This window comes from Enterococcus raffinosus (assembly GCF_018917525.1).
Classification (GTDB): Bacteria; Bacillota; Bacilli; order Lactobacillales; family Enterococcaceae; genus Enterococcus_A; species Enterococcus_A raffinosus_A.
In genome coordinates this window covers 45204-63547 of the sequence record NZ_JAHLOS010000001.1, presented here as the reverse complement: position 1 = coordinate 63547, position 18344 = coordinate 45204, and the positions used below count along the sequence as shown (strand labels likewise).

Below are 18344 nucleotides of genomic sequence, written 5' to 3'. Positions count from 1 at the left end.
TTTTGCCATAAATTAGCAATGGTAATCTGTGAAAGAACGAACATTTTGCAGAATAAGAAATAAAAGATTTGATTATTTCAGCAAACTTTTCTGATATACTTTTCTTAACAATAAAACTAGAAGGCAAGGTAAAGTAAAAATGGTGGAGATGCTTAGAACAAATTATCGAAAATTCGATGATTTCTTGAGAGGGAAACCTGGTTATTCAGTGATAATTTTATTTGTATTCTTAGCTATTATTCAATTAACAATCAATCTTATTAGGCATGCCCAGCCATTTGCTAATTTTTACTATCCTCTATTGTTTTCTTGGTTTCATTTGATTAGTTACTTTGCCTTTGTAATCACCAGCAGGAAAGGTCTACAGTTCTTGGTTTGCTTTCTTCTCATCTTCTTAACCCTATTAACTATAGATATCATTGAAGAAAGCTTAGTTGATTATACATCTGTCATTCTGATTGCCTTTATCTCCATTTTTGGTGGATTTGGCCCATTGTTGGGTGCTATTAATATGACCAAACATAAAAAGGAGTTGGAGATTTCTAATGATGAATAAACGAAAGCCTAAAATAAAAAAGACGAATACGTACATAATATTTCTCATTTTACTCATGATATTTCCTCTGTACGATTGGTCACATGAACTGTATACAAACGGGTGGTCTATTAAACCCTTATTTAACATACTCATTGTTAGCTTATTCTTGATAGCTTCCTACTTCATTGAAACCAGATCCTCTTTATCTAATAAAATCCGGACATTCTTTTATTTCGCATACTTTCTAATCATAGGTATATTTGCTTCGGCAATTATTTATCAGAATCAGTTAAACGGACAAATGATTTTCCTTTACCTTTTCTTGTCTTTCATAGGCAGCCTGATTTGGCTATTCTTCTGTAAACAATTAAATACAAAAAATAAGCTGTAGTCCTAATTAGGTTCTACAGCTTATTCTGCGTCTTTTGGTTTTAATACATCTTGCCATTCGCCCATTTGATCAATAAACTTTTTACTCTTCAAATGCAAGCCGATATATTCTTCGTATAATTGATCCAGTGTTTGGCGAATCGCTTTTTTTGTTTCAGGCTTTAAATTGATCGTATTGATATTTTCATAGGTCACACTATTGAACAAACGAAGAAAATAGATTGCTCGCGGATCAGCATGATAGCGATGCTGATCTAAATGCCAGTGCTCCTGGCAGAGAATTCCATTGTACTTCGAAGAGAAATCGAAGGCGCCGGTTTTCTTTCCGCACACTCCACAAGCCTGCCAATTAAGCGAAACTCCGAAGCGCTGCATGATCTGAACCTCAAAAATATTCATGATCGTCTCACCATCTGCACCCTCATTCATTCGCTGCAATGCTTCTCGAGTGAACCCATACAAAGCTGGATCGTACACATGATCTTCGATCGCCGCATCCGTTAAACCTAGGATATAGGAGCCATAAGCATTCAAGAAGATATCCTCTTGAAGCTTTCGCATAGGATGGACATCCTTGGCACTATTTAAGAAAGAAAGGCCATCCGTTTTCAAATTTCCAATAAATACTGCTTCAGTAAAGGGCTGGACCGCTGTCTGCAATGGGTTGTTCGCTCGATGAATCCCCTTCGCAAAAAACATAACCTTCCCAGCCGATTCGGTAAAAATCTTGATCAGCTTATCTTTCTCTTTGTAATCACGGCTGAATAAAATGATACCTTTTGTTTCGCCCACTTGTGCCAAAAATTTTCACCTCCACTTCGATAACAAAAGCTCCACGAAAGAATCGTGAAGCTTTGTTTATTAATAGTCGTCTTTACGGTAACCGTAGTCTTGCAGATAAGTTTGTTTATCGCGCCAATCCTTTTGGACTTTGACCCAAAGCTCTAAATACACTTTATCTGCTAAAAGTGTCTCAATATCCTTGCGGGCTTGTGTACCGATATTTTTCAGCATCTTTCCACCTTTTCCAATAATGATACCCTTTTGGCTTGTCCGCTCAACGATGATCGTCGCTTGGATATGAACCTTGTCATTCTCATCCCGTTTCATTGATTCCGTCACGACAGCCACTGAATGCGGAACTTCATCACGCGTTAAGCTCAATACTTTTTCACGAATCAGTTCAGAAACGATAAAATATTCTGGGTGATCGGTAATTTGATCGTCTGGGAAATATTGTGGCCCTTCATCCATTTGATCAACTAAAACGTCCAACAAGTGTTCGACATTATTGCCTTCAGTCGCTGAAATCGGGATGATCTCTTTGAATTCCATGATCGTACGATAATCATCAATGATCGCCAACAGCTCGTCTGGATGGATCGTATCGATTTTATTGATGACCAAGTAAACAGGGACCTCTTGGTTGCTTAATCGTTCCAAAATGAAGTCATCACCGCGTCCACGTTTTTGATCCGCGCTAACCATGAAAATGATGGCATCCACTTCACGCAAAGCACTATAGGCCATCTCTACCATATAATCACCTAAGCGATGCTTCGGCTTATGGATGCCGGGAGTATCAATAAAAACAATTTGTGCTTCTGGTGTTGTATAAACACCTTGAATTTTATTTCTAGTGGTTTGTGCCTTATCGCTCATGATCGCGATTTTCTGACCTACGATACGATTCAACAAGGTTGATTTACCAACATTCGGTCGACCAACGATCGCTACAAACCCTGATTTATGTTCTGACATGTAAAAGTTCCTTTCTGAACCTTAAATACTCAATTTCCCGAAAGAAAAAGCTCAATAATTTTTGGTAAAAAGATAATCACTCCAACGATTATCGCAAACACTGACGTCACTAAAACTGCCCCAGCTGCCATATCTTTGATTTTCTTGCCGATTGGATGAAAATGGCAATCGGTCACCATATCGACCACATTCTCAAAAACCGTATTGATAATCTCAACAATCCAAACGAGAAAGACCGCTAAAAAAATCCAGAGCCATTCCAGTACAGAGACACCCAGTAAGAATGCTACCAGAATCGCCATCAGCCCAAAAACTACATGAGCACGCATATTGCGCTCCTCTTGAAAAACTGTTTTGATTCCTTGAATCGCAAATTCTAGAGAGGTAATAAAATGTTTATTTTTTTCTGTTTTATCTTTTAAGTCCATAGGCATCTAATATCTCTTTCTGTAGACCAAACATCTCTTTTTCATCTTCAGGAGTCATGTGGTCGTACCCATTGATATGTAAAAAACCATGTACGGCTAAAAATCCTAATTCACGATCAAAGCTATGCCCATATTCCTCTGCCTGTTCTGCGGCACGTTCCGTAGAAATCATAATGTCGCCTAAATTCCGCGGCATCGGATCTTCCTCATCCATGATGATCGGAATCTCATCTTCACCTTCTTCTTCCAGCGCAAAGCTGATGACATCAGTTGGTGCATCCTTTCCGCGATAATCACGATTGATGACTTGGATCGCTGCATTATCCATAAAAGTAACAGACATTTCCGTATCCTTCGGCAGCTTCAAATAGTCAGCCGCAAACTGCAATACGCCATCGATTTCTTGAATTTTTTCTTCAGAGACCTGCTCTGTTTCGTCAATAAACGTAATATCCATTACTCTTCCCCTTTTTTCTCTTGCTCTTCTTTCATTTTCTCAGCCTCTGATTGCATTCTTGGATATTTGATCCGTGAATGGAAGGTCGAGCTTAAGCCGCTGATCAATGATTTTTCTACGATTCGAATCTCTTTTAGGGTCAAGCCAGAATCATCTAACTGACCATCATTGATGCGTTCTTCAATCAAATTATGAACAAATTCTGTAATCTTATCGATCGAAGGATGATCCATCGCTCTGACCGCTGCTTCACAGCTGTCCGCAATGTTTACGACCCCAGCTTCACGAGTTTGTGGTTTAGGACCTGGATAACGGAAGTCAGCTTCGGTTACATCAGGATTGCGTTCCTTCGCTTTAAAATAGAAGAATTTCATCAACGTCGTACCATGATGCTGATTACAAATATCAATCACCATTTGCGGCATCTTGTATTCTTTCAGAATCTTGGCGCCTTCAATCACATGACCAAAGATAATTTGTTTACTATCTTCTGGTAACAGGAAATTATGCGGATTTTCTGCTCCAGTTGGTAGATTTTCTACGAAGAAATTCGCGTGGCGGATCTTACCGATATCATGATAATAACACGCTACTCGCGTCAGCAACGAACGACCGCCGATTTCTGCCACAGCATTAGCACTCAGATTCGCTACCATCATTGAGTGATGATAGGTTCCGGGAGCTTTTTCCAAAAGTTCTTTTAACAGCGGATGGTTCGGATTACTTAATTCATTTAAGGTAATTACACCGCTATCTGTCACTAAGATTTCGATATACGGTTGAAGTCCCATCCCCATAATGAAGGATAAGATGCTGGCAGCAAAAGCACCTAGCAGCAGCCCCCATGTTTGCGAATCAGTAAAGGACATTCCTTGGTAGATACTTAAAATAATCGACCAGGCAACCGGAAAGGCCACGATCCAAAGCAAAGCTTGCTTCACTTGGTCGGATAAGCGTCTTTGTTTCACCATAACAGCCAATGTACCTGAGAAAAGATACGTCATTAAAATGACTGGCAGCATATTTGTACCGATGGCATTGTAGTAAATAAACAACGCAAAAACAGTCTGGAAAACCGCCGATAAAGCCCCTGCTCGTCGATTGACAAAGACAGTCAAAATCAATGGTATAAAGGCGGCTGGGAAGAACAACGCTAGATTATTCGAAGTCCCGCCTTGGAAAGATTGTAATATCTTCATAATAAAGACACCAATCGTCATCGTCGCACTATAGAATAAAATGAAACGAACACGTTGAAACTCGACTTCAAACTGGCGGCTATAAAACCATAGCAGCACACCCTGCAGAATGGCAGATAAGACCATTGCAATTAATGGAAAGATCGAGGTGCTGGAGCTAGTCAAACCTAATAGCTTTAACTTATTGATCGCATTTGCATCAATTTGGCTTCCTTCACGAACGATCACTTCACCTTGATAAATCATTACAGGCTGAACTGAATCACTAGCTTGCTCTTTCAGCTCATCCGTCCGTTTTTGATTTAAGGAGTCATTGATAACGATCCCTTCCTCTAACAAGTAACGCATTACTTGATTAGACTCTTCTGACAACCCCAAATTTTGGACCTTATCGATGGCTTGCTGCTTGTATTCAGCAAGATCACTTTGACGGATTCGTTTGGTCATTTGCTCATCTAACAGCTTCAAACTCTCTGTTCCAACTTTCGTCAAATCAGCGGCACTTAGTTGTACAACGGCTTGATAAAACTCCTCTGGCAGCTGCTGATAGAAAGTCACAGCATCCTGATCCAATCCTTCAAAATTCTTCTTCACTGCGGCAACCCGCTCATCAACTGTCGGTTGAGGAACTTTTTCTCCATCTTTGGCTTGTGAGACCTTCGTCTGATAATTTTTATCTAAATCATTATTCGCCTTTTGAATCAACGAGATTAATTGACTAATACGATCATGCTGGGTTTGTGCCAAGTCAGCTTGATAAGTATATTCTGGCGTAACTGCTTCAGCGGCCAGCTGACGCTTTTGATTCGTCTCCGTTTTGTTTTCAATGGTCTTGTTGGCTCGAATACTTTCTGTAGCCACTTGACCTTCTTTATAATCCACACTTTTTTGAATGACGCTCGTAAGCATCGTTAAAACTAATATAGTCGAAAAAGCGCCTAAAATGATTGGTATAAATTTTGAACCTAACTTTTTCAGCAAGTTATTGATGGGTCGATTTAACATCCAATTCCCTCCTGACTACTTTTCTTGGTGTCGTAGGTTCTCATGTTCATAAGCTTCGATAATTTCTGCAACTACGGGATGTCTTACTACATCGCCCGCTTCAAAGTTCACAAAGCGTATTTTTTTGATTCCTTTTAAGGTTCTTTCGGCATGAATCAGACCGCTAACCTGTCCCTTCGGCAGATCCACCTGAGAAGTATCACCATTGACGATCATTTTAGAATTAAACCCAAGGCGCGTCAAAAACATCTTCATTTGTGAGATCGTCGTATTCTGAGCCTCATCTAAAATGACAAAGGCATCGTCTAACGTACGACCACGCATGTAAGCAAGCGGGGCAATTTCAATCACTCCGCGTTCTAATAAGCGATTCGTGTGTTCTACGCCGAAAATTTGGTGCAAAGCATCGTACATCGGGCGTAAATAAGGATCCACCTTTTCCTTCAAGTCACCAGGCAAGAATCCAAGACTCTCACCAGCTTCAACTGCCGGACGAGTCAAAATAATTCGCTGTACTTCCCCTTTTTTCAGTGCAGCAATTGCCATGACAATCGCTAAATAGGTTTTACCAGTCCCAGCGGGTCCCACGCCAAAAACAACATCCGATTTACGTACTGCTGCTATGTAGCGGCTCTGTCCTATATTTTTAGGACGGATGGGTTTTCCATTACGATCCTTCAATAATTCCTCTTCATACATCATAACGAACTCATCCAGATGATTCTCACGTCCTAAACGCAATGCGGTCATGACATCTGGTGTTGCAACTTTAATCCCGCGATCAATCAAAATCTGCAAGGTGCGAATGATATCTCCTACCAGTTTGGCCTCTTCCTTTGGTCCAATAATCTGAATCATTTCACCGCGAGTATTGATCGTCGTCTCTGTATTCTCTTCTAAAAATTTAACATGTTTATCGTGGGTACCTAAAAGCATACTGATGTCATCTTTTCCATCAAGCTTTATTTCTAACGACTCAAAATCGTTGCTATTCAACAAGCGCTCATCCCTTCATAAATCATTCCTTCTTATAATACCACACTCTAAATAAAAGAAAAATTGTCTAAACTTTCGCTTAAATATTAGCTATACCTGACTTTGATTAAGACGAAATCACGAATCTATTTTAAAGATTTTCGTGTGCATACGATTCGACTAAACCTCGCACAATATTAATTAGCCGAGACCATATTATTCATCTCGTACTTTAACAAACTGCGAAAAGTTGAACTCGCAAAAAAGCCGGGAGAATGATCTCCCGGCTTTCATTATTGCTTATTTGTTTAGAAGCTCTTTGACGATTGCGTTGACTTGATTGCCATCGGCTTTGCCTTTGACTTTCGGCATCACTGCACCCATTACTTTCCCAAATTCCTTTGGTGAAGTCGCTCCTGTTGTTGCAATTGCTTCTGTAACAATCGCGCGGATCTCATCTTCAGAAAGTTGAGCCGGCAAATATTTTTCAACAATTACGATTTCCTTTTTGACCTTATCGGCCAAATCGGTGCGATCAGCTTTTTCAAACTCGGTTAGAGAATCTCGACGCTGTTTCATCTCACGAGATAAGACAGTCAATTCTTCTTCGTCATTTAAGTCCTGACCTTTTTTAATCTGCTCATTTTGAATCGAAGCTTTAAGCATCCGGATCACTTGCAAAGTCTCTTTATCTTTTGCTCGCATCGCTTGCTTCATGTCTTCATTCAAGGTAGTAAGTAGTGACAATAGAATCACTCCGTTGACATACTAGAATTTCTTACGTTTTCTAGCTGCTTCTGATTTTTTCTTACGTTTCACGCTTGGCTTTTCATAAAATTCACGTTTGCGAGATTCTTGCAGAGTCCCTGCTTTTGAAACGGAACGTTTGAAGCGACGAAGAGCATCGTCAAGAGATTCATTTTTACGAACCACTGTTTTTGACATATAAATTCCCTCCCTCCGGGCTTGAAATGTAACCGTTTTTGTTATTGAAATATGCTTTCAATAAACAAGACCGTCCATAAGTCATTATATCCAATGGGCTATTTTGAGTCAAGGTACTGAAGAATTTTAATTCTTAATTTATCCATTAACTTTTTGACATTTTGCACAACGACCGTAGAGTTCAAAACGGTGGCCTTCAATTTCGCAGTCATCCAGCTGTTCTTTAAAGAAGTTCATGGGACACATATGGATCTCTTTCGTCATGCCGCAAACAGTACAAATAAAATGGTGGTGGTGCTCAAAATTTTCACTGCAGCTAAAGCGAAATTTCATCTCTCCTTGCAGTTCTGTATCTTCAATTAATCCAATCTCACAAAATTCTCTTAAGTTGCGATACACGGTATCATAGCTCAATCCTGGAAATTGACCATTCATATGATCATAAACCTCACGGGCGGAAACATAGCGGTTGGATTTGATCAGGTAGTCTAAAAGAGTTTCACGTTTTTTAGTATACTTGAATCCATTTTCTTTGACCTTCGTCAGAGCTTTTTCTAATAACGTCGTCTGTGTCATATTATCCCTCGTTTCAAAGTGTAATGATTCCGAATAAAGTGTATGGTATAATAAATTATTACTGATTGCAAGGGAGATTTTCTTTATGGATAGCGAAAAACAAAACGAGTTAGTCACTATTTTCATCATCTCCGATTCTGCGGGAGAAACTGCATCGAAGCTAGCACAAGCTTCAATGGCACAGTATCCTACTGTAGAATTCTGTCTCTTCCGGCGGACCTTCGTGCACACGGAAGAATTATTGATGAAAGCCTTAAATGACGCCAAAGCCGAAAACGGCATGATCATCTATACATTGATTGATCCAAAATTATCTAAGATTGCTAAAGAATTTTGTGACAATGAGGAACTCTTTACGATGGATCTGTTGAATCCGGTTGTGAGTGAAATTGGACGACGTGCTCATTTAGAGCCTACTGGCGAACGTGGCGCACTACATCACCTGAACGAAAACTATTTCAAACGAATTAAGGCCATGGAGTTTGCGGTTAAATATGACGACGGAAAAGATCCTCGCGGCTTCTTAGAGGCCGATGTTGTGTTACTTGGCGTTTCAAGAACTTCAAAAACACCACTAAGTCTTTATTTAGCTAATAAAAATTTAAAAGTTGCTAATTTACCACTGATTCCGCAAGCACATATTCCTAAACAGCTATTTGAGATCGATCCGAAGAAAATCGTTGGACTGACCAATGATCCTGAAGTATTGATTGGTATCCGTAAAGAACGGATGCGAGCTTACGGGTTAAACCCCGAAACAGCCTATTCCGATCGCGAAAAGATTCAAGCAGAGCTGAAATTTGCCAACGAACTTTATCACAAGTTAGGCTGCGAGATTATTAACGTTGCCACACTTTCGATCGAAGAAACGGCAGCAATGATCATGAGCGCGTTGGATTTAGAAGACCATAGCTATTACTTTATGGAAGAAGAAAGCTGAGATCAAATTGATCTCAGCTTTCTTTCTTTTTGTAATTCACGAATCTTTTCTAAGCGATAAGGCGTTATTTGATACACATCATTCAGCCAATTGTGATAAAACAAATGTGCCTGCGCACGCCAATAATTATAGATTTTGCCGTTCTCATAATAATTTGCGGGCTTCGCCGTATCAATTCCCCGTTCATGATCACGCAAGTACTCTTTTTCTAAAGTATCAGTCGCATACTCAAAGTGCCCCATCAAAAAGACATCGTGCTCATCCTCTGAGATTAAGATCGCGGAGCGTTCTTCCTCATCCTTAGCGATCACTTTGATTTTTGCCTGACGTACCTGCTCTTCATTGATTCCCGTATATCGTGACTGCGGCATCCAAAAACGATCATCAAAGCCTCTAAACAATCGGAATTGATGCTCGATATCTTGTTTATAGATACCAAATAATTTTTCCTCAAAAGGAATCTTATCAACTCCAAAATGATAATATAGCCCTGCTTGTGCTCCCCAGCAAATGTGAACAACAGAAGTAACTGACGTTTGGCTCCACTCCATGATTTCTACTAACTCAGACCAATAATCGACTTCTTCAAAGGCCATTTGCTCCACTGGTGCTCCAGTAATAATCAAACCATCATAACAAGTCTCTTTTACCTGTGAAAAATCCAAATAAAACTTATCCAAATGATTCTTACTAGTATGCTTGTGTTCGTGGCTAGCTACCTTCAAAAAATCCACATCTATCTGCAAAGGACTTTGACTGATCAAACGCAGCAGATGAATTTCTGTGTCGATCTTATTTGGCATCAAATTTAGAATCAATAGTTTTAGCGGTCGAATATCCTGTTGCTCCGCCCGGGAATTATCAATCGCAAAAATATCTTCAGACTCCAAAACAGACTTTGCCGGAAAATCAGGCTCTAAGCGAATCGGCATGAATTATCCCTCCAATTTATCAAAGGCCTGTTGCAAGTCAGCAAGGAGATCATTCACATTTTCGATTCCGCAAGATAGGCGAACTAGCCCTGGTGAAATTCCTGCCTGCTGCAACTCTTCATCAGTCAGTTGGCGGTGCGTCGAGGTTGCAGGATGCAACGCACACGTACGAATATCCGCCACGTGAACTTCTAATGAAACAAGTTCCAATGCGTCTAACCACTTGGCTGCCTGTTCTTTTCCTTCTGCGAATTCAACAGAAATAACGCCACAAAGTCCACTCGGCACATATTTTTGCGCCAAATCGTAGTTTTCATCGCTTTCTAAACCAGGATAATACACATGTTTAATTGCTTTTTGCTCAGTTAAGTATTTCGCTATTTTCACTGCATTTTCAAAATGGCGATCCATCCGAACCGGTAATGTCTCCATTCCTAAATTAAGCAGAAATGAATTTTGCGGGGAAGGCGTGGCGCCTAAATCGCGCATTAATTGCACACGTGCTTTGGTGATATATGCCGCTTGTCCAAATTTTTCTGTATAAACGATACCATGATACGTTTCATCAGGCTCTGAAAGCTGAGGAAATTTGCCATTATTCCAATTAAATTTCCCGCCATCAACGATGACACCGCCTGTTTGCACTGCATGTCCGTCTAAATATTTAGTCGTACTATGAATCACGATATCTGCGCCAAACTCGAATGGTCGACAAAAGTATGGGGTCGCAAACGTATTGTCAATGAGAAAAGGAATATCCAGCTCTTTTGCTACAGATGCAAATTTTTCTTGATCCAACACCTTCACCGCGGGATTAGCGATTGTTTCGCCAAAAATGGCTTTCGTATTTGGTTTCGCTGCTTTCAGTAATTCCTCTTTTGAGGCATCTTGATCGACAAATGTCACTTCAATTCCCATTTTTCTAAGGGTATGAGCAAACAGATTGTAGGTCCCGCCATAAATATAGCTAGAAGAAATCATATGATCTCCAGCCTCTAAAATATTCAGCACTGCATAAAAGGTGGCTGCTTGCCCGGATGATGTACACAATGCTCCTACACCGCCTTCTAGTGCCGCGATTTTCTCTTCTACTGCACCAGTCGTTGGATTTGCCAGACGTGTATAAAAATACCCCGCTGCTTCCAAATCAAATAGTTTTCCAATCTCATCCGTCGAGTCATAAGCATAGGTTGTACTTTGAACGATCGGTAATACTCGTGGTTCTCCATTTCCCGGCTGATACCCCGCATGTAAACATTTTGTTTCAAATTCCATGATTGTTCCTCCTACTATCATTTTTTTTAACACGATTATTGCTCATAATTTTTCTCATACCTGTCATTTTCAATTGTTTTCGTAATATAAAAAACACTCCAGTCTTTTCATAGCTGAAAGGACGGGAGTGCCGTGGTACCACCTTAATTTATCAGCCTCTCACAAGACTGATCTTTAGTCGCATTGCTGCGAACTGCTGTAACGGGCATTCCCGTGTCTCACTGACAATTGCTCCAAGGCCATCTTCCAACGAATCGCTGCTGCTTCTTCTCAATTACCGAAGCTCTCTGTCAAGTCCGATCAGTTGTACTCTTCTCTTCTACGCAATTAAAATATTTGCACGCCTTCTTTTTCAACAGAAAGTACATCAATCAATGCTTCATGATCGAAGGCTTTCAAGGCCGTGACTAATTTTTCAGTATTTTCAGGCGGGGTCAAGACTAAGACAGTCGGACCTGCGCCACTTAAAAAGCTGCCATAACCACCGTAAGCTTTGCAAAATTCTCGAATTTTTTTCAAATGTGGAACAAGGTGCTGGCGATGGCTTTCGTGCAAGATATCTTTTTCCATCATTTTCCCAGCTAGCGGCAAATTACCATTCAAAACTGCCGCGATCATTACGTTTCCAATCGAGCTAGCTTTGACCGCATCCTGATAGGACAACTCTTTCGGTAAAACCGCGCGACTTTCTGAAGTCAGCAACTCATGATTGGGAATAAATGCAATCACATCACAATCAGGAAAGGTATGCTTCACGAAATTCACTTCATCATTATTATAGCTTGCCACTACAAAGTCTCCACAAATCGCTGGAGCCACATTGTCGGGATGGCCTTCGATCTTGGTTGCATACGTCACTTTCTGCTGCGGCGTCATTCCAAGATTTCCTAAACGATTGGCCAATTCAATTCCCGCTACGACAACAGAAGAGCTGCTGCCTAATCCACGAGCGATCGGAATGTCTGATGTCATCGTGAGTTGATGCGGTTTTAACGTAGGCGCGAGATCTAATGCCGTTTGAATCAATAGATTTTTTTCATCCGAAGGGATGCTGCTGCCCAACTGATGTTTGATTTGCCATTTTTTAGTTTCCGGACCAATATCGATCGTCAAATATTGAGACAACGCGATCCCACACGAATCAAAGCCGGGGCCTAAATTGGCACTGGTTGCTGGGACGCGAATTTTCATAGAGACGCCACTCCTTCACGTAAATGTCGGCGCATATCCTCCAAATCACTCATCTTATTGATTTTGATGTCGGTTTCGTTGATCGCTGTATCGGGATCTTTTAAACCGTTACCTGTGAAGACTGTTACGACTGTTTCACCTGGCTTGATCCGACCATTCTTCACATGCTGAATCACACCAGCTAATGATGCTGCTGAACCTGGTTCCACAAAAACACCTTCTTGAGAAGCGACCTTGCGATACGCATTTAAGATTTCTTCGTCTGTTACAGAATCGATATAGCCATTTGATTCATCGCGAGCCACTTCGGCTAATTTCCAGCTAGCAGGATTACCGATCCGAATCGCTGTTGCTACTGTTTCTGGTTGTTCAATGACTTTTCCCTGAACAATTGCCGCCGCACCTTCTGCTTCGAAACCGTGCATCCGTGGCAATTCTGTGCCTTTTTTCTCATGCCATTCTTTGAAGCCTTTCCAATAGGCAGAAATATTTCCGGCGTTTCCAACAGGAATTGCCAATACATCTGGCGCTTTTTCCAATTGTTCGCAAATTTCAAACGCCGCTGTTTTTTGTCCTTCTAAACGATAAGGATTCACTGAATTTACTAAAGCAACCGCTTCTGTTTCCGCAATATCACGAACTGCTTTTAGGGCTTCATCAAAGTTTCCGGGGATCGAAATAATATCTGCTCCATATGCGATCGCTTGAGCCAATTTACCCATTGCGATCTTCCCATCTGGAATCACAACATACGCCTTGATGCCTGCACGTGTTGCATAGGCAGCAGCGGCGGCACTCGTATTACCAGTTGAGGCACAAATAATCGCTTTTGCACCGTCTTCCACAGCCTTAGCCACAGCCATCACCATTCCACGATCTTTGAAGGAACCAGTTGGATTCAAGCCTTCATATTTCCCATAAAGTGTAATGCCCAATTCTTTTGATAGATTCTTTAACGGAATCAATGGCGTGTTTCCTTCAGCCAATGCGATTTGAGGCGTTTTATCAGTGATTGGCAAATACTCTTTATATTGTTTTAATAGACCTTCGTACATATTTATTCCCCCATAACTTTCATCAATGACAATAATTTATAATTTGTTTTTTCTTTGATTTCCTGTTGGATCGTTGCCATCTTCGTTTCTGATGTCTCGTGTGTGATCAAGACTACCCGTGCATTTTCACCGTCGCCTTTTTCTTGGACGACTTGTTCAAAGCCAACTTTGGTGTCTGTCATGATCTCAGCCAGTTTCAAAAATTGACCTGGCTCATCAGGCATTTCCAACGATAAGAAGTACTTGCTGATGTTTTCATCTGGTGAAGTAATTTTGGTTGGTTGGGTATAGCCAGTGAAGCGATGACCGACAGTATTTTTCTTCATCTTATTCACGATCGTCATCAAATCCGCCACGATACTGGTAGCCGTTGGGCGTGCACCAGCTCCCGGACCATAGTACATTGATTCGCCAATTCCTGAACTCTTAACAAAAACAGCATTCATTTCATTATGGATTGAAGCAAGCGGATGCTCATGGGGTACTAAGACAGGTCCAACCTCCACCGAGATTGTGTCGTCTTGTTTGATCGTTGAACCGATCAGTTTTACCGTGTAACCCAGTTGATCAGCAATCGACACATCTTCTGCCGCCAAGCCGCGAATTCCTTTGATCTTGACTTGATCCATCGTAATAGACATCCCGAAAGCAAATTTGCTTAGAATAACCATTTTATATGCGGCATCAATCCCATCCACATCATTGGTTGGATCACTTTCCGCAAATCCTAGCTCTTGCGCTTCCTTCAGTGTTTCATCGTACGTACGATGCTCTTGGACCATTTTAGTCAACATATAATTGGTCGTTCCATTGACGATTCCAAGAACTTCGGTAATATCATCTGCTGCTAAGCTGTTAGCGATCGTTCGTAAGATTGGAATACCACCGGCGACGCTAGCTTCATAATATAGATTGCGCTGCTGCTCCCGCGCTAGATTGACTAACTCAGTCCCGTGCTGTGCTAATAAATCCTTATTCGCTGTAACAACATTTTTACCAGCCATAAGTGCTTTTTTGATAAAGGTCTTGGCTGGTTCGATCCGTCCCATCACTTCTACTACAATAGCGATCTCTGGATCATTTAAAATCGCGTCCAATTCAGTAACCAATTCCAATTGATATTTTTCTGCTAAAGCAGATTTATCTTCTTCTGGTCGAATCAAGGCTTTCGTTACAACCAAGGGGCCGCCAATACTTTTTTCAATTTTATCTTTATGATCTGCTAAAATTTCTAAGACACCAGTACCAACTACACCTAAACCTAATAGACCTACCTTGACTGCTTTTTCCATAATCCGCCTCCGTTAAATTACATTCATATTAAAAGTAATTTCATCGTATTCTAATAGTTAGCTATCAGTATAACAAAATTTCTGCAAAAAAAAAGAGCTTTTCCAAAAATTTTGGAAAAGCCCGTTTTTATTGATGCGTGACGTGACGAAAGGTCTGCTCTAAAACATCTAGGACATGCTGATCATCTAAACTATAAAGCATGGCCTTTCCATCACGACGTGCTTTGACTAAACGGTTATCACGTAATAATTTTAATTGATGAGAAACCGCTGACTGTTCCATCCCCAGCGTTTCACTGATAGATGAAACATTCCGTTCTCCCTCTTTTAAAAACATTAAAATTTTTAACCGTGTGGGATCACTCAAGATTTTAAAAAATTGACTGACCGCTTGAACTTCTTCGTGTTCCTTCATTTATAGCCCTCATTTACTCTATTCGGCGATTTTACGGATGGCTGCTTCGTACGTAGTAATTTTTTCTGCAGCAGCTTCATGAGAATCCCCTTTTACGCCGATGTAGAATTTGATTTTTGGTTCTGTTCCAGAAGGACGAACGGCAATCCACGTTTCATCCGCTAAGGTGTATTTTAATACATCTGAAGCAGGCATGTCGATCGCTGATTCATTTCCATCGGCATCGATTGTTTTCGATGTTTTAAAATCTTCTGTCATTGTTACGGCGACATCCGCAAAAGCTTTTGGTGCTTCGTTACGCAGATTGCCCATGATCGTTTTGATCTGTTCGGCCCCTTCAGCACCGCTCAAGGTAACTGAAATCGTTTTTTCCGCATAATAGCCATACTCTTCAAAAATATCTTGCAAGCCATCGTATAGCGTCTTGCCTTGTTTTTTGTAGTAAGCGGCAACTTCAGCTAGTAAAACTAATGCTTGGATCGCGTCTTTGTCACGGACAAAGGATTTAATCAAGTAGCCGTAGCTTTCTTCAAAGCCAAACATGAAGGTTTGCGAATGGTCATCTTCATATTGTTGGATTTTTTCAGCAATAAACTTGAAGCCGGTTAAGACATCGACCATCTTCACATTATAAGAATCAGCAATTGTGGTTGCCAACTCACTTGATACGATTGATTTCAAGACCACCGCATTTTCTGGTAAAGTGCCTGCTTGCTTGTGGGCCTCCAAGATATAGCGAATCATGATTGCTCCGATTTGATTTCCAGTCAAGACTTCGTAACGTCCATCTGGCAAACGAACAGCCGCACCAAGACGATCTGCATCCGGGTCTGTCGCGATTAACAAGTCTGCTCCTTCTTGTTCGCCTAATTTAATTGCATATTCAAAGGCAGAATGTTCTTCAGGATTTGGTGATTTTACTGTTGAGAAATCTGGATCAGCGATTGCTTGTTCAGGAACTAAAACAAATTTTTCAAAGCCCGCTTGTTTTAATGCCTTTTCCCCTAACATCTTACCTGTTCCATGTAATGGTGTGTAAACTAATTTTAGCTCTTTACCCATTTCATTGATCAACTCTTGATTGATGGTCACTGATTTGATTTCCTTCAGATATTCTGAATCGACTTCATCGCCAATAATATTGATCAAGCCGCTATGTTCGACTTCATCATCAGATAGCACTTCAACTTCTAATGGATTTTCTACAGCACGAACGAATTTTGTCAGTGCATCTGCATCTTCTGGCGGCATTTGTCCGCCATCTTCACCGTAGACTTTGTAGCCATTATATTCAGCTGGATTGTGGGATGCCGTGATCATAATACCAGTGAAGGCATTTTCAAAACGAACGGCAAAAGATAATTCTGGTGTTGGACGTAAGCTTTCGAATACAAAGGAAGGAATGTCATGCTTCGCTAACGTTTTAGCGGCTTCCATTGCAAATTCTGGTGACATGTGGCGTGAATCATAAGCAATCGCCACACCGCGGCGTTTCGTTTCGGGATCTTGCGTATCCATGAAACGAGCTAAGCCTTCAGTTGCCTGACGAATAGTAAAAATGTTCATTCGATTGACACCAGGGCCTAAGACACCCCGCATACCTGCTGTTCCAAATTCTAGCTGTTTATAAAACGCATCTTTTTTCAACTCTGGGTCTTTGCCTAAGTCTTGTAATTCTTTACGCATTTTTTCATCTAATTTATCTGAATCAATCCATTGTTCATAAACTTGTTCCCAAGACATGAAACACACCTCTTTCAAAATTTTTCTTACCATTTAAGTATACCATTACTGTTATATTCAGCAAAGAAAACTTGTACCTTGTGATGTTAGAAAAGTCTACTAAAGAGATAAAAAAGAAGAAGGTAAATGAACTTTGCCTTCTTCTTCCAAAATCAATTAATTTTGTGCTTCGATGTATTTATAAACCTGTTGACCAGCGATTCCGCCTTCACCGACAGCGGTCGTGATTTGACGTAAATCTTTTTCACGGGCATCTCCAATCGCAAAGACACCAGGAATTTTTGTTTTCATTTCTTGATCCGTTTCAATCCAGCCAGCAGTATTGGTGATACCACTATTTTTAAATGGTTCTGTCAATGGTTCCAAGCCAACATAGATAAAGGCTCCATCAGCGGGTTCCAAATGAACTTCACCCGTTTTTACATTGCGAATTTGTGCGCCTGTTACGACCATTTCGTTACCGACGATCTCATCCACAACACTGTCCCAAATAAATGAAATTTTTTCATTTGCAAAGGCACGATCTTGAATAATCTTTTGTGCGCGCAATTCATCACGACGATGAACAATCACGACTTCAGAAGCAAAGCGTGTTAAATAAATCGCTTCTTCTACCGCTGAATCGCCTCCGCCGACAACGATCAAACGTTTATTGCGGAAAAAGGCACCGTCACAGACAGCACAATAAGAGACTCCGCGGCCTGCAAATGATTCTTCACCTGGCACGCCTAATTTACGATGAACACACCCTGTAGCAACGATAATCGTTTTAGTTTGATAGCTTTTATCTTCAGTGATGACTTCCTTGTAATCACCGTGATCAACGATATCCTGTACGATTCCATAGGCATTTTCCGTGCCAAATTTTGTGACCCCGTCATACATCTTCATCGCAAGCTCTGGACCCATAATTGATTCGAAGCCTGGATAATTCTCTACTTCAGCGGTATTGTTCATTTGTCCGCCTGGCGCACCACGTTCAATCAACAGAACTTTTAGATTCGAACGTGAAGCATATAAGGCAGCGGTCATCCCTGCTGGACCCGCGCCGATAACTATTACATCATACATTCAGACATTCCTCCCATTCGCCTATACTTTACAACCCAAACTATCTTCTGTCGACAAATCTGCTTACTAATTGTCAGTTTTGCAAATTCGCAGCTAACTCAGTAATAAGGATTAATTTTTTCAAAAGACGGAAAAATTAGTTTGGTTCTCATCACA

Annotated in this window: 19 protein-coding genes; 2 read left to right on the top strand and 17 right to left on the bottom strand. The window is 40.8% G+C overall.

Annotation, left to right across the window (positions count from 1 at the left end):
• Nucleotides 1-139: 139 nt before the first annotated feature.
• Complete coding sequence (locus KQI58_RS00320; RefSeq protein ID WP_216405454.1) at nucleotides 140-556, top strand: hypothetical protein; 417 nt, start codon at nucleotides 140-142, stop codon at nucleotides 554-556.
• A gap of 393 nt (nucleotides 557-949) precedes the next feature.
• Here the strand turns inward: KQI58_RS00320 and recO are convergent, their stop codons facing one another.
• The 9 genes from recO to KQI58_RS00275 form a co-directional block, all read right to left on the bottom strand.
• Entirely contained in the window at nucleotides 950-1729 is a 780-nt protein-coding gene (recO, locus tag KQI58_RS00315) for a DNA repair protein RecO (protein ID WP_216405452.1), read from the bottom strand.
• Nucleotides 1730-1789: 60 nt separating this feature from the next.
• Entirely contained in the window at nucleotides 1790-2689 is a 900-nt protein-coding gene (gene era / locus KQI58_RS00310; RefSeq protein WP_216405450.1) for a GTPase Era, read from the bottom strand.
• Nucleotides 2690-2718: 29 nt separating this feature from the next.
• Nucleotides 2719-3123 (bottom strand): diacylglycerol kinase family protein, encoded by a 405-nt coding sequence (locus tag KQI58_RS00305; RefSeq protein ID WP_016181321.1) that lies wholly within the window; start codon nucleotides 3121-3123, stop codon nucleotides 2719-2721.
• Nucleotides 3101-3574, bottom strand: coding sequence for an rRNA maturation RNase YbeY (gene ybeY / locus KQI58_RS00300; protein ID WP_048718173.1), 474 nt, complete (start codon nucleotides 3572-3574; stop codon nucleotides 3101-3103). Before ybeY ends, KQI58_RS00305 begins: the two co-directional genes overlap by 23 nt.
• Nucleotides 3574-5778, bottom strand: a complete 2205-nt coding sequence (locus tag KQI58_RS00295) for an HD family phosphohydrolase (RefSeq protein WP_216405448.1) — start codon at nucleotides 5776-5778, stop codon at nucleotides 3574-3576. Before KQI58_RS00295 ends, ybeY begins: the two co-directional genes overlap by 1 nt.
• A gap of 15 nt (nucleotides 5779-5793) precedes the next feature.
• Nucleotides 5794-6714, bottom strand: coding sequence for a PhoH family protein (locus tag KQI58_RS00290; protein ID WP_216405915.1), 921 nt, complete (start codon nucleotides 6712-6714; stop codon nucleotides 5794-5796).
• Between the two features lie 339 nt (nucleotides 6715-7053).
• On the bottom strand, nucleotides 7054-7500 hold the full coding sequence (locus KQI58_RS00285; RefSeq protein ID WP_048721501.1) for a GatB/YqeY domain-containing protein: 447 nt from the start codon (nucleotides 7498-7500) through the stop codon (nucleotides 7054-7056).
• Between the two features lie 21 nt (nucleotides 7501-7521).
• On the bottom strand, nucleotides 7522-7698 hold the full coding sequence (gene rpsU, locus KQI58_RS00280) for a 30S ribosomal protein S21 (RefSeq protein ID WP_002356740.1): 177 nt from the start codon (nucleotides 7696-7698) through the stop codon (nucleotides 7522-7524).
• Nucleotides 7699-7836: 138 nt separating this feature from the next.
• Nucleotides 7837-8274, bottom strand: a complete 438-nt coding sequence (locus KQI58_RS00275) for a Fur family transcriptional regulator (RefSeq protein WP_216405446.1) — start codon at nucleotides 8272-8274, stop codon at nucleotides 7837-7839.
• An 85-nt stretch (nucleotides 8275-8359) separates the two neighbouring features.
• Between KQI58_RS00275 and KQI58_RS00270 the strand changes: the two genes are divergently transcribed.
• Complete coding sequence (locus KQI58_RS00270; RefSeq protein ID WP_216405444.1) at nucleotides 8360-9214, top strand: pyruvate, water dikinase regulatory protein; 855 nt, start codon at nucleotides 8360-8362, stop codon at nucleotides 9212-9214.
• 2 nt (nucleotides 9215-9216) lie between these two features.
• Here KQI58_RS00270 and KQI58_RS00265 read toward each other — a convergent pair whose 3' ends face one another.
• The 8 genes from KQI58_RS00265 to trxB form a co-directional block, all read right to left on the bottom strand.
• Nucleotides 9217-10146 carry a homoserine O-succinyltransferase gene (locus tag KQI58_RS00265; protein WP_216405442.1) on the bottom strand — a complete coding sequence of 310 codons (930 nt, stop codon included), beginning with the start codon at nucleotides 10144-10146 and terminating at the stop codon, nucleotides 9217-9219.
• Between the two features lie 3 nt (nucleotides 10147-10149).
• A complete protein-coding gene (locus KQI58_RS00260; protein ID WP_216405440.1) occupies nucleotides 10150-11421 on the bottom strand; it encodes an O-acetylhomoserine aminocarboxypropyltransferase/cysteine synthase family protein in 1272 nt (423 codons plus the stop codon).
• 327 nt (nucleotides 11422-11748) lie between these two features.
• Nucleotides 11749-12612 (bottom strand): homoserine kinase, encoded by an 864-nt coding sequence (gene thrB, locus KQI58_RS00255; RefSeq protein ID WP_216405438.1) that lies wholly within the window; start codon nucleotides 12610-12612, stop codon nucleotides 11749-11751.
• Entirely contained in the window at nucleotides 12609-13667 is a 1059-nt protein-coding gene (gene thrC / locus KQI58_RS00250; RefSeq protein ID WP_216405436.1) for a threonine synthase, read from the bottom strand. Before thrC ends, thrB begins: the two co-directional genes overlap by 4 nt.
• A 2-nt stretch (nucleotides 13668-13669) precedes the next feature.
• A complete protein-coding gene (locus KQI58_RS00245) occupies nucleotides 13670-14959 on the bottom strand; it encodes a homoserine dehydrogenase (RefSeq protein WP_216405434.1) in 1290 nt (429 codons plus the stop codon).
• A 127-nt stretch (nucleotides 14960-15086) separates the two neighbouring features.
• Nucleotides 15087-15374: an ArsR/SmtB family transcription factor gene (locus tag KQI58_RS00240; protein WP_216405432.1), complete on the bottom strand. Its 288-nt coding sequence runs from the start codon at nucleotides 15372-15374 to the stop codon at nucleotides 15087-15089.
• An 18-nt stretch (nucleotides 15375-15392) separates the two neighbouring features.
• A complete protein-coding gene (locus tag KQI58_RS00235; protein ID WP_216405430.1) occupies nucleotides 15393-17117 on the bottom strand; it encodes a phospho-sugar mutase in 1725 nt (574 codons plus the stop codon).
• Between the two features lie 156 nt (nucleotides 17118-17273).
• Nucleotides 17274-18188 (bottom strand): thioredoxin-disulfide reductase, encoded by a 915-nt coding sequence (trxB, locus tag KQI58_RS00230; RefSeq protein ID WP_216405428.1) that lies wholly within the window; start codon nucleotides 18186-18188, stop codon nucleotides 17274-17276.
• Nucleotides 18189-18344: the final 156 nt, after the last annotated feature.